A 13,688-nucleotide genomic window follows, 5' to 3' on the forward strand; every position below is an offset into this window, starting at 1 on the left:
AAGTAGTTACTTAATCTCATACTCTAGCATCCCATTAGTTACACATAGATTTCCAGATGGGAAATTACCCTTCCATCCACAAGGAAAATAATTACACTTATATGCTTCCAATAACAAATCTATTAATATATTTTCGAAATCAACATAACAAGCCATTAATATTAAATAAATATCGCTTTCGACATCATCCAAAAAATAGTAAAAAACCTTATCTTGATTATTTAATTTATTTTCCAAGACAATATTTAACTTATTAATTTTATCGTCAAGATAGTCAATATTAATTGAATTTGAAAAAATAAAATTATAAATTTCTTTTTCTATAAATTTTCTAATATCATTCCAACTTTCATATGGATTTTTTACATTTTGGTCATGGGCAGTTTTTACTGCTAATTCAAAATCTATTTCATAAAAAATTTCACTTGGCTTTTTATTTAAATTTGAGCTTAAAAAATTATTTTTGAAAAAACTATATATTTCTTCAAATTTATCTGTAGGTATTATTTCATTTTTTAAATTAACGATTTTAGTATTTTTCAAAGATCTAATCTCGTCAATTTTTTCTTTTGAAAATATTGACTGTTCTTCAGCAAGTTCAATTAAAGGATCTATGCGCTCCCAAACTAAATTATCATTCTTCAACTCAATTTCAAATAATAGAACTTCCAAGGCATTTTTTCTTAGAGAAAAGTCACTATTTTCACTAATAAACTTCTTTAATATCTCAGCAGCCTCAACTTTTTTACCGAATTTAATGAGCTTCTTAGCATATTCAACTTTGCTTAGGTTCATTTAGTATCTCCTTGATGATTTGATATATCGGTCCCAATCACCATCTTTAAGTCCAGTAGGTTTACCACATCTTGTTTTATACAGTGATAATTTTTTATGCCTTAATGCTGAATCCAAGTTTCGTTGTAGATCTTGGACAGCCCTTTTTCTATCACCTTGGTTAACATACTTTTTCTCAATATGATCCAATTCTTTTTTAACAGCCCTTGTATAAACTGCATGTCCACCCAAATGCTCACTGATATAAACATTTGATGTCTCAGGAAGCATTATCCCATTTGAGGCACTATTCATTTTAAAGTCTATATCTTTAAGTAATTTATGATTTTCAAGAGTTTCAGGAATTACATGGTGCGCTTGCTTTCCTGGCCAACCACATTGCCCTGTTACATTTTTACCAAGCTCTTGCGAGTTTTTTTTCTTCCTTAAACCTGTAGGATCAACCCACCCCACTGGATTCGGAGCATATTCATAAACATTATTACCACCCAACAACCCTATCGGGTCTTTACTTACAAACCTACCTACATACGGCGAATAATATCGATAGCGATTGTAATGTAATCCTGTCTCTTCATCAAAATACTGACCTTGGAAACGGATATTATTTGAAATAATCTCACTATTTTCGAAGAAATTGGATTTTGCTCTCTCCGCTTTACACTCACCCCATGCTTTATATTCGGCTTTCCAAATAATTAAACCAGTATGGTCGGTCATTTCCTGTGGCGTGCCTAAATGGTCGCAGTGATAGAACCATACATCATCAAATTCTTTACCCTGTTTTTCAGTTTTCCAAAGCGGGTCACGGTGTATGTTATAAGGTCTATCTGACCAATCTGGAGTTTGGTGTAATTCTATTGGACTTAAATAAACAGCCTGTAGCATTGGTACGAAACTGTCTTTTTCATAGATGTAATGCTTGGTCAGTTCCTCTGTGGACTCATAAGCAAGCGTATCGCCATCCCATCCATAAATAATATTATGTTCTTGACCTGTATGGTGATGTTTACTTCGCTTTTGAATACGACGACCTAAAGTATCATAGCGATATTCTGCCGTGTATTGACTATTACGGCTCTTCACCATACGGCCATAGACATCCCACTCAAGGTTTAAATCACCTTGGCTCGTTTTTTGTCTTACGAGTTGTCCATAAGCGTCATATTGGTACTGTTGATCTAGATATTCTTTAACCACGTTATTGACCAAACGGTTATAACCATAGTCTTTTTCTTTCGCACTTTGTGAATGGCTTTGAGCCTTCTGACTATGATACGAATCTATAATGTTACTGGCAGGGTCAAAGTTAAAAGTTTCTTTTCCAAGTTTACTGCTCGCTTCAAGTAAACGCCCTACAGGATCGTACTTATAGGCAATATTGCCACGGCGTGTATCTCGAATTGCCGTTAGCTCACCTGTTTTGTCATATTGATAAAGACGTTGTACCAATTGACTGGTCTGCTCTAATGCATTGTTGTGTGGCTTATATTGGTTTTGATAGCCATTTTCATGTTCACTCAACATCATTTGGCTTTTCAAACGACCTGCCAAGTCATATTGCTGTTCTTGACTCATTCCGTTGGCATAGTGACGTGCAATTTCACGATGTAAATCATCACGCTCAAAGCTAACAAGGTCTTGACCATTCACGATCAAACTTTGTACATGACCGCTACCATATACCAACCAGTCAATAATCTGTCCGTCTGGACGAGACGTTTTGATTCGATCATTAATTTCGTCATATTGGTGTTTCCACACCGCGGTTTTATTGATTTTATAGTCTTGTTGGTGTTCCCGTACTAAATTGCCAACCGCATCATAAAACCATTGTAAATTGCTTTGAGCATTTTTAGCTTGAATGATTCGCCCCATATAATCATAGGCAAACTCTTCAGTCTGTTGTTCTTCAAGTTCTAAACCATAGTGGCCATAGCCTGCAGTACGCTGTTCTAAACGCCCCATACTGTCAAAAATAAATTGTTGGATTCGGTCTTTTGGTGCAGCTCGGTCTTTGAGGTCTTGTCCATAAGCAGATGCGACTTCAATACTGGTTGCAAGTTGGCCCGAGTTTTCATTGTAGTGGTAAACCGTTTCCTTACCATCAAAGTCAATTTCTTTAATTAAACGCCCACCAAGGCCATAAAAAAATTGATAACTTGCACCATTTTCATTAATTAGTAGGGTTAGACGTCCCAATCGATCCCATTTATATTTTAATTTGTGATTTAAAGCATCTGTACGAGACAGAATTAAACCAACCTCATCATATTCATAGCGAGTGATGTTCTGTTTAGGATCTACATGTGCCAGTAACCGCCCTTCAGCATCATGAATGAAGTGTTCTTCGGTTCCATCAGCATGTTTGATCTTTTCAAGTTGACCAAAAGCATTCAGAGGTAAACCCTTTATAATTGGTTCTCGATTTTCTAAGGTAAGTTCAGTATAAAAATACTCAACTTTTTGTTTTAATGCATTTTCAATACTTATTACACGACCACGCTCATCATATTGCCACTTGGTCTCTTTACCTGAACAATCTGTATAACTGATTAAATTCCCTTGATCATCATATTTGAGTGACTTACTTCCACCTTTAGCATCTGTAATGGAAGTTACTAAGCCCATGGCATTGTAAGCATAAGCCGTTTCATGCTTAAGTGGATCAATTTCTTTGATCAGATTACCAGAACCATCATATTGCTTAAACCAACGTCCCTGTTCGGCATCAACCATACCAGTGAGTTGATTTTTTTCATCATATTCAAAATAACTCGTCGCCCCATCATCTTGAGTTGTTGTCAAGACATTACCGCACTCATCGTAAGTATAAGAAGTTTTTGAACCGTCTTTAGCAATATGGAGTGTTATGTTTTTTGCATGATCTCGAAAGAACCACTCCTCAAAATTATCAGGATAAACAATTCGGTAAGTATAACCGTCAATATCATAGTAATGTTCGGTGCTATTCCCTTCAACATCTAACACAGTCGTTTTTCGGATATTTTTATCCCACTCCAGCTTTGAGGCACTGCTGGCGTTGTCTGCCCATTCTTCAATCGCTTTTGAAGTAGGTAAAATACCATCCCATTTTAGATTCATACCACGATTAGTAAGATCTGTATAACGTGTAATTAAATGATAGTTGTATTGATAAGAATAAGAAGCAGCAAATTCATTTGTTGCCTGAACCAAGTCACCTTGTTGATCATAGTTATAACTTGCCAATACGCGATCTAATTGGCCATTTTTGATTGTCCAAATATCGGAAACCAAACCTTGTGGGGTTAATTGCAAAGCTAAATGAGCCAGCAAATTATCGTCCTGTTTAAATAAAATATCCGATAAAATTATTTTATTATCCATAGAAACATGGTCATAACGTAAAGCTACTTTAAAACCATTTTTACGTTCTATATAGGATAGACGATAGTCCTCACCGTATTTTTCATAATAGCGTTTCTCATCTTCACCGTAGGCAATTAAATGAAGCTGATCGGATAAAACTGTATAAGTATATTGTTCGATAGGATCGTAAATACTTTGACCCGTCTTTAGGGCAGGCAGATCGATTGCTCGGCCATCTAAACCAATATATTCAAGCCCATTTAAATAGTCTTTATGGTCTTTTTTCTTTGGACTATATTTAAATTTACGAGAAATTTTTGTAGTAAATAGAGTAACCCAACGTGCACCAAAGATAGAGTCATCCATTTGATACAAGTTTGAAGCATAGGTACGGCTAATACTGTCCTCAATTACACCACCAATTTGAGCATCAACATGAGTAAAGAACTCTGTACCCATTGCAAAGCTAATTGAACCACCTGTCCCCCCCATACAGTTTTTACACTGATTGGCATTACTCCCTGCCTCAGCTTGTTTATTTGTTTTATCAGTCGGATTTGATGGATGGCTTGCACTGGCTTTCGTCGTTTCTTTTGCCTTAATCTGAGCTTTCTTTTGCCGATGTTTTGCTGCTACCATTCCCATGATGCTGAATAGCCAACCAATAGTCCATAAAGTATTAGGGTCACTTAAACCATTTACTTTTCCTTGAGCAACTTGACCTATAGATCTTATTTTTGCACCTAAAGCTAAAACTTTAGCTCGTGCTTCATCAGAGACTACTAAGTTGGCTAGGTTGACATACCCTTTACCTACAGTCTTTGCAACATTTTCAGTAGCATATTTGGCATTGTTTACTATACGGGTTCCGTCAAGTTCAAATATTCCTTTTATTACTCCTAAAGACTGCTGGCCCGCTCGCTTAAGGTTTGGAAGTCCATTTAAAGAACCGCTGACTAATTTCTTAAAGCCGTCATCAATAGTTTTTGTTAATAAGACAATCCAATTGCCAACTTCTTTTAGAACCTGACTAAGTAAACTTTGCCCTTTTTTAGCAAAGTTTTCTAAAGTCCCTGCTACATTTTCAGCAATAATGGTAGTTAAAAATACACTTGCGCTGTCTTTAAATCCTGTACTTAAAGCTTTTTTTACTTCTTGAGAAGTTAATGTTTTTTTACCTAATTTCTTTGCTTGCGCTTTGATAATTTTTTCTGATTCATTCTTTACATAAAATAATGCTGGTCGTGCTGCACCACGCACGGAAGGTCCAACTGGCCCCATTGGCACCAATCCAATGACATCAATTCCCAAATTTAACCAATCAAAAATCTCAACTTTATCAAGACCACCTTTATTGAGCATGCTTATGATATCAATAATGATATCGCCAACAGCAAAGGCACTTCCTAAAACCGGTACACTTCTACAAATTGTCTCTAGTCGATCAACTGTAACAACACCATTTGTATATTCCCTAAACCATTTATCAACTGCTGCTTTCTTTGCAGTTAAATCTTTGGGGCTGAAAGTATTTAAAGGAGCAACGACTGAATTTTGTGACATGTTCTTCTCAAATTATACAAACGTTTCAAATGGTGATTGGATTTTTGTTATTCCTGTTTTGTCAGAGCTTACTTGAGTCAACATTCTGAGCGGATTATTCTGCTGACTTGAAGACATAAAGCTATTTTGACTAACAAATGATTGACTTAACTTAGATCCATCACTCCCCCCTAAAACCTGTTCCATCGCCATTGGTAGTAATGCTTTAGCCCCTTGATCTTTAATTTTTTTAAATGATTCAATCTTCTGCTGCACAGATTTCACATTGTCAGCAAGTTGGGTCAACTTTTTAAAGTCATTTTTCAATGTTTCGGTCAACCCTTTACTACCAGATGCAATACCAATACCTCCTTCTACATCATTTTGATTTGGCCACTCTGCCTTACGTTTAAAATCACTTGCCTCATCCCAAGGATTACGCGGGTCTGGATCAAATAAAACCTTCACCGAACCTGTTGCCAAACCTGCAACACGAGCGAAACCTTTATCGTCTAGCTTTCCATTAACGACTTTGCCCAAATTATCAGTTACGGTATAACCCGCCCCTTTAACAAATGCACCATGAGAATAGTCATGTAAAAGCTCGAGCACCCCCTGCCCACGTTTAGGCGGAGGCGGTAGTGAAGAACTGAAATTCGCACTTCCTCCCCCCATAAACAAATGCTGCCCAGCCTTCACCTCAAACTTACCGCCAGTGACAGGGAAAATTCCCGAGCCATTAATCTTGAGTTGAGATCCACCCGCCGTGATAACAATTTCTTTAGAAGCACTAATTTCAATTTTGTCTTCTGTTGAAATAATCTGAACAGCTTTACGGGCAATTAAATCTGCTCCGTCACCCTGAGCCTGTATTTCGACTTTACCTTTGCCTGCATACAGTCTTGCCCCTTCTTGCGCTGCAAAAAGGCTGATCTTGTTTTGGGCATGTGCGATCAGGTTCTTTTGAGTAGACAGATTAATGCTGTCTCCAGCAGTTTGGTTTAACTGAGCATCTGCGCTTAAGTGAATGTCTTCATTACTGGCTAGAGCAATACTGTTAGGTGCAGTTAATATCATCAAGGCTTGCTTAAAAGCAGCAGCTTTGTCTTGATCTTTTTCTTCAATTTGTTCTATGAACGTTTTTAAGTTCTCAAGCACTTCCAATGGATCAGTTTGCTGGTTTTTAGCAACTTCACTGAGTGCCTTGGCATTGTTGAGGCCGCCTTCGATTTGTTGTTTGGCCTCGTTTGCGTCTAGGTGTACGCCTTGAGCTTGGTCCTGCTTGTGGGTACTAACGAGTAAGCCACTACCTGCTCGAACTGCGCCCCATTGGTCTGTTCGTAGCTCAAAGCCTTCACCACGACCATCACTTTCGGCTTTATCTTTTGGATGGCTTAGGTTACCCAAGTTGAGTTGGCTGGCCGCATGGCTACTTTGTAGCTGGGCACTGATTTGACCTGTGGTGTCATCAAAACGTAGCTGGTTAAAGCCTTTACCGTCGACTTCTTCTGAGCGGATACCACTGAGCTTTTTAGTGTCAGGTAATTGACCTTTCTGGTCAAACTGGGTTGGGTGCCGTTCAGCTTCGTGAATGCGTCCGACCACAAACGGGCGGTCAATGTTTCCATCAAAGAAGTCGATGACAACGATCTCGCCCACGCGTGGCAAGAAACGGGCACCATAACCCGCGCCTGCCCACGGAGTCAGCACATCGACCCAAGCCGAGTCGGTATCATTGTCGTTACTTCCTGCTCCACCATCATGGCTGTGGTCGTCAGCTCGGGTAAAGAGGAAACGGACTTTAATACGTCCCCATTGATCAACATGGATGCTTTCGCCCTCTAACCCAACCACTCTAGCGCGCTGTGGGTAAGCTGCTGGTCGGTGTTCTAGCGGGCTATATTCAGGGACAGCTTTAATGTTGCGTCGAACGACATTCAGCTCAGCAAAGTGGCGCTGCTCAAGGTTTTGGCTGTCGAGTTGGGTAGCTTTGAGCTTGTCTTTTGGTAATAGTCGCTCAAGTTGCTGTTGTAGTTCTTTCGGTAAATTATTCTGGTTATAGTAGTGCTTACTTAAAATTAAGAACTCTTTGTCAGCACTGTCATGTTGGTCGAGTTCTGGATGGTCATTGAGTTCAAACCAGTAACCGACCTGTGCATCATGGACATTGCCTGAAACGGTAAACTGTTTAGAACTCAGGTGATGGTAAGCATTAATATGCTGATTTAGCTGTTCAATCTGACTATTGCCTGAAGCGGTGGCTTGGTCTTCGCCCTTTAGGTCCTGCATCCAAGCGGGGCTGACGTGCCATGCATCTTCAAGGTTTAAGCTGGCATTGTCATAGTGTTCACTATGTTGCTGGGTGCCTTGTACGCTGCCGCTACCTTCTTCTTGTTGTAAGGCATCGGCTTGCCAGCGTTGCACATGAACCGATGTCGGCTGTAAACGGCGCTCTGCCTTAACTTGGGTAATGGTATCGAATTGTTCGGTGGCACTGCTGCGCTGGTAACGTAGGCTACGGCGCTCAAGCGCCTGATAATGTTGGTTATCGTCAATTAAACGTAACACTTGTGGCTGGATGGCAGCATTCGGGTCGGCGACTAAAAGCTGAGATTCATCAACCAGCCAGTTTATACCTTCACTACGCCACAGACGAGTTAAAAAGTCATAATCGCTTTCGTTTGACTGCATCACAAATGGACGCACATCGTAGTCTTTACTTAAACTGGCTGTATCGAGCGTTAAGCTTGAGGCAAATAACGGACTTTTCCCCTGCCATTCTTTAAATAGAATTTCGCTAATATCCCGCACACTTTTATTCATAAACACGCGGCTATTACGGCGTTTATGCCAAAGTGCAGTTGGGTCTTTTAAAGTTAAGTTATAAATGGTGAGTGAGCCGTCACTTTGACCTTGGCTCGCTTCGGTAATAATGCCCGTGGTTCTAAAAAACTGGCCCATGTCAGTGACCTGATCGACAGCAACCTGACAGCCAATAAATTGTTTTAATGCAATATGTGCGTTCGTCGACAGACACAGTAACTCAGAAACGCTACCTTGGTTGAGCGTATGTTCGCCTTCAATGCGTTGCAAGAAGACTTGATTGTTTAATGATGGGTTGGAAAATTGCACATGAAGTACACGATTCTGTGCAACCAAACCTAAACTATCTAAAATTTGAAATATTTTATTGGACATCATTATTATAAAACTGAGTCATAATCAGCGCTATTTTATAAAAAACAGACAGAATTGTCTATTTATATAAAATAGCTTATCGTTCATAACTTACATATTTTTTAGTTTATCTAAAAGAAAGACGGGCTACTAAAAAATCTATAAATGCCCGAGTTTTGGCCGGTAAATTAGAAGTACTAGGGTAAAGTAATTGAATATTTTGTAACGGTAACGAGAAATCAGGAAATAACCGAATTAAGCGTTTTTGTTGAATATCTTCATCAACTAACCATGCTGGACAAATCGCAATACCTAAGGATGAAAGAACCATTTGATGAATTGCTGTTACCGAATTTGATTCATACTGACTTCGAATAAAAGGTAATGAATATTGCTCGCCTAAACTATTTTGCAAAATATATTGTGAATCTTGCCAATTTAATAAGGTGTGACCAATCCACGGAACATCTGCCAAATCGGATATATTTTCTACAGGATGGTTTTGTATAAATTGCGGAGTAGCCACAAGATAAATTGGATATTCTCCGATTTTTCGAGTTTTTAGAGATGAATTCTTTAAGTTTCCTAGCCGTATAACAAGATCTAATTTTTCAGTGACTAAATCATCAAGCGATGAATTAAACGAATATTGTAGTCGTAAATGTGGGTAAAGCCGACAAAACTCAGGAAGTAAAGGCAGAATAAAGCGTTGACCAAATTCATTGGTTGATGAAAAACGTAAAGTGCCTGTAATGCTTGTGCCTAAATGTTGGCTTCGCTCAAAAGCCTCATCAATCTGAAGCTGGATTTGTTTAAAATCTTGATAAAAATGCTGACCTATTTCAGTTAATGCAATATTACGGGTGTTTCGAATTAAGAGACTTGTATTTAACTGCTTTTCTAATTGTTTTATATCAATGCTGACCATTGATCGGCTCAGTCCCAAAATTTCGGCAGCCTTAGTGAAAGATCCAGAATCGACAACTTGTAAAAAACTGGTAATTTGCTTGAGATTTTTTTGCACAATTCAGCCGATTGTTTGAAATTATTAAACAATGATTTTACTTCGGCTGCATCGACAATAAAAGAGCTGAATCTTACCCTGCCTGCACGGAGGTAGGTATGTCTTATCGATATAAAATAGCAACGGTGTTTTTACTTGGGTTCTTTATTGATTGCATTAACATTTTTATGTCAGCAATTGCTTTACCTAATATTGCATCATCATTTTCAGTCAGCCAATCCATGGTCGCTTGGGTAACAAATGCGTATATTCTCGGCCTGATTTTAATCATGCCCATGAGTTTATGGTTAGCCACCAAGTTAGGAAACCAAAAGTTATTATGTTATTCAATGCTGTTATTTTCTATAAGCATTTGCTTTATTGGCTTTAGTGAATCGATTTATAGCTTAATTTTTTGGCGTTTTATTCAAGGTATCGCTGGAGGTTTATTAATTCCAGTCGGCCAAGCTCTCGTATATGCCTTATTCCCCAATCAAGAGCGCCAACGCATTTCTACAATGATTATGGCAATTGCCTTAATTGCGCCCGCATTTTCACCCGCCCTTGGTGGTGTAATTATTGATTCATTGAATTGGCGATGGGTATTCTTATCTAACCTCCCATTTTCTTTACTTGCATCATTTCTAGCGTGGCTATGGGTAAAAAAAACAGAGAATATGTCGAGTGAAAAACCAGACATAAAAGGCTTGGTTATTTTTAATATAAGCCTGTTATGTTTGTTACTCTCATTTTCATTCTATGGGGATTATCACAATCTCACGTTGGCTGTAAGCAGTTTACTAATTTCGGTGGGAATGCTTATTTTTTACATTCAACATTCGAAAAAAATCGATCATCCTATTCTTAATCTTCAGTTATTAAAAAATAAAAATTTACGCAATGCATTTATTGTCTATTACGCTGTTCCCGGTATTTTTACAGGTGTTAATTTACTCAATATTTTTAATTTACAGGTTAACCTTGGCTTTAATGCAAAACAAACTGGCTCATTCATGTTGCTCTATGCAGCAGGTGCGCTAGTAGCAATGATCAGCGGTGGCCTGCTCTATCAAAAAATAGAAAAAAAATATTTACTTATTATTGGCATTACCCTTCATAGCCTTGGAATCTTTTTCTTATTTTTTATTTCAAACACTAGCTCCATAAGCTTTTTAGTATTCGCCTATTTAGTGATGGGTATGGGAGGTGGCTTAAGCGCCAATATTGCCCAAATCAGTTCGTTAATTGATTTCAAGGGTCAAGATTTACTACAAGGCAGTGTACTCTGGAACATCAATCGACAAGTTTCATTTAGTGTCGGTACTGTTGTTCTCATTTCGATATATAACTTGATGTCTGGCTCAAGCGATCTGCTTCGCTATCAACATACTTTTTTAATTGCAGCTTTACTCTGCTTACTCTCACTCATTCCCATTTTAAAGGAGAAAACCCATGTCTAATCAAATGGATCAGGCCATTCAAAGCGTGATTGACCTACACGTTTTGATCGAAAATGTATTTACAGGCCAAAATGCAGAGCAAAGTCTTAACCCACTTTTAGATAGTTTCGATCAAAATTTTAAGATGGTCATGGTTCAAGGCCACAGCATTGGTTTCGCCGAAGTGCATAGTTTATTTAGCCAAAATATCGGGAACAAACCTTCTTTAAAAATCGACATTATTAAGAGTACAGCTTTATACGAATTTGAAAATTATTGTTGGGTGCAATATCAGGAACATCAGCAAACGAGTGAAACCGAGACAGTACGGACTTCTACAGCCTGCATTAAAGTAGAAGGCGAAAAATGTTATTGGACTTATTTGCATGAAACTTTAGTTCCCTCATCTTATTAACTCATCTAGAGCACCTTAAAGATGGCACTTATTTTGCTTAACAATATTACGTTTTATGAAAATCGTAATACTGATCAAAATGGGGAGCTCTCGATATGGGTTATGTTGCAAAGGAATTTACGCGAAAGAACAAGCTGATTCTCAGTATTTGTTCTTTCGTTATTCCAATATGTCTTTGGTGCGCAATCAGTTACTTACCTTTTGTTTGGCATCCTCAAGTACAAATCACGAGTTCGGGAAGTGTTTCTTACTTACAAGTAGGAAGTCGTGTTGATAAAAATGTGTTCTATCTCGAGGCACAAAATGCAGTCAATCGAAATTCTGCACCACCACAAGGTATTTTGGTCAATCCGATTTATTTACCCGCTCCTCATGAAGTCGCTCAAGCTTTGGTGACTGCATTTACTACGCCACCCGAACAACCTGATTCGCCGTGGTTTCATCAAAGTTTATGGCACAGTATTAAACTGGTATTTTCAGCTTTTTTCATATCTTCATTAATCGGGATTCCACTAGGTATTTTGTGTGGTTTTTCTAAGCGCATTTCACTGTTAACAGAGCCTTTTGTCGAGTTTTTCCGTTACTTACCTGCTCCTGCCTTTGGTGCACTTGCAGTGGCAATTTTAGGGATTAATGATGCACCTAAAATTGCAATTATTGTGATTGGTACGCTTTTTCAGCAAATTCTAATTATTGCCAATACCACCCGAATGGTAGATCGAAGCTTAATTGAAGCTGGCTATACCCTTGGCACCAATAAGCTCAAAAGTTTATTTCACGTGGTGATTCCTGCTGCCTTACCTGATATTTATCGAGACTTACGTGTGCTATTGGGCTGGGCTTGGACCTATTTAATTGTTTCAGAGTTGATTGGTACAACCTCTGGTATTACTTGGTTTATTACCCAACAGGCACGCTATCAGAACTTTGACAATGTCTATGCGGCTATTTTGATTATTGGGGTGATTGGTCTGGTCTGTGATTGGGTATTAATGAAGTTAGGTGAGCGAATGTTCACTTGGAAAGTAGGAGCAAAATAATGAACGATTCAACATTTAACGCACATGAATACTTTCAAAAAATTTATGAACGCCCTGTTATTTTAGAAGCCAAACAACTGAGCCAAGTCTTTAAGCATGGTCAAAGCGAACGTACGGTTTTAAATAAACTTAATTTGAAAATTCACAAAAGAGAATTTATTTGTGTGATTGGTCCTTCTGGCTGCGGTAAATCGACACTGAGCCGTGTCATTGCGGGTTTAGACCCATACCATAGTGGAGAAGTTTTAGTAGACGGCGAATGCATTACTGGACCATGTCCTGAACGCGGCATGGTGTTTCAGGGCTATACTCTTTTCCCTTGGAAAACTGTAAAAGAAAACGTGATGTTTGGCCCGCAAATGCGCGGTGCTAGTCAAATGACAGCCGAAGCTCAAGCCCGCGAATGGATCAATATTATTGGTTTAGAAAAATATGAAAATCAGTATCCACATCAACTTTCTGGTGGCATGAAACAGCGCGTTGCAATTGCGAGAGCCTTGGTCAATCAACCTAAAATTTTACTTATGGATGAACCTTTTGGTGCGCTCGACCCTCACACTCGCCAAAAAATGCAAAAACACTTAATGGATTTATGGCAGAACATTGATATCACCATTATTTTTGTGACCCATGACATGGATGAAGCTATTTTACTGGCAGACCGAATTGTGGCACTCAAAGCCAATCCGGGTGAAATTAAGGAAATCATTGAAGTTAATTTACCTCGCCCACGCTCACTCGATTTAATGAGTACGCCTGAGTTTAAACAGCTCCGCTCACGGGTTGATTATTTGGTACATGCTGAAGAGGACGAGCTTGACCCAGCTTTACAAGACTTACCAAAAATTCCGCGTATGACTCAGGTCAGTACAGAGAAATAAGTAAGACATTAAAAAGCCCAAGCTGAACTTGGGCTTTTTAATTTA

At 38.5% G+C, this 13,688-nt stretch carries 8 protein-coding genes; 4 read left to right on the forward strand and 4 right to left on the reverse strand.

Annotated features, from left to right (window positions below):
* Positions 1–6: 6 nt before the first annotated feature.
* The 4 genes from RMB03_RS07250 to RMB03_RS07265 all read right to left on the reverse strand — a co-directional run bounded on the left by RMB03_RS07250 (position 7) and on the right by RMB03_RS07265 (position 9,889).
* Positions 7–795, reverse strand: coding sequence for a hypothetical protein (locus RMB03_RS07250; protein ID WP_132071257.1), 789 nt, complete (start codon positions 793–795; stop codon positions 7–9).
* Positions 796–5,709, reverse strand: coding sequence for an RHS repeat-associated core domain-containing protein (locus RMB03_RS07255; protein ID WP_311075010.1), 4,914 nt, complete (start codon positions 5,707–5,709; stop codon positions 796–798).
* 12 nt (positions 5,710–5,721) lie between these two features.
* On the reverse strand, positions 5,722–8,889 hold the full coding sequence (locus RMB03_RS07260) for a type VI secretion system Vgr family protein (protein WP_311075012.1): 3,168 nt from the start codon (positions 8,887–8,889) through the stop codon (positions 5,722–5,724).
* 103 nt (positions 8,890–8,992) lie between these two features.
* Positions 8,993–9,889: a LysR family transcriptional regulator gene (locus RMB03_RS07265; RefSeq protein WP_311075014.1), complete on the reverse strand. Its 897-nt coding sequence runs from the start codon at positions 9,887–9,889 to the stop codon at positions 8,993–8,995.
* 98 nt (positions 9,890–9,987) lie between these two features.
* Between RMB03_RS07265 and RMB03_RS07270 the strand changes: the two genes are divergently transcribed.
* The 4 genes from RMB03_RS07270 (at position 9,988) to RMB03_RS07285 (ending at position 13,643) form a co-directional block, all read left to right on the forward strand.
* Positions 9,988–11,328, forward strand: a complete 1,341-nt coding sequence (locus RMB03_RS07270) for an MFS transporter (protein ID WP_311075016.1) — start codon at positions 9,988–9,990, stop codon at positions 11,326–11,328.
* Positions 11,321–11,722, forward strand: coding sequence for a hypothetical protein (locus RMB03_RS07275; protein ID WP_311075018.1), 402 nt, complete (start codon positions 11,321–11,323; stop codon positions 11,720–11,722). The genes RMB03_RS07270 and RMB03_RS07275 overlap by 8 nt, the downstream gene beginning before the upstream one ends.
* Positions 11,723–11,817: 95 nt before the next feature.
* Positions 11,818–12,762 carry an ABC transporter permease gene (locus tag RMB03_RS07280; RefSeq protein WP_056479072.1) on the forward strand — a complete coding sequence of 315 codons (945 nt, stop codon included), beginning with the start codon at positions 11,818–11,820 and terminating at the stop codon, positions 12,760–12,762.
* Entirely contained in the window at positions 12,762–13,643 is an 882-nt protein-coding gene (locus tag RMB03_RS07285; RefSeq protein ID WP_192833610.1) for an ABC transporter ATP-binding protein, read from the forward strand. The genes RMB03_RS07280 and RMB03_RS07285 overlap by 1 nt, the downstream gene beginning before the upstream one ends.
* Positions 13,644–13,688: the final 45 nt, after the last annotated feature.

Source organism: Acinetobacter sp. V91_7, assembly GCF_031799075.1.
Taxonomy (GTDB): Bacteria; Pseudomonadota; Gammaproteobacteria; order Pseudomonadales; family Moraxellaceae; genus Acinetobacter; species Acinetobacter calcoaceticus.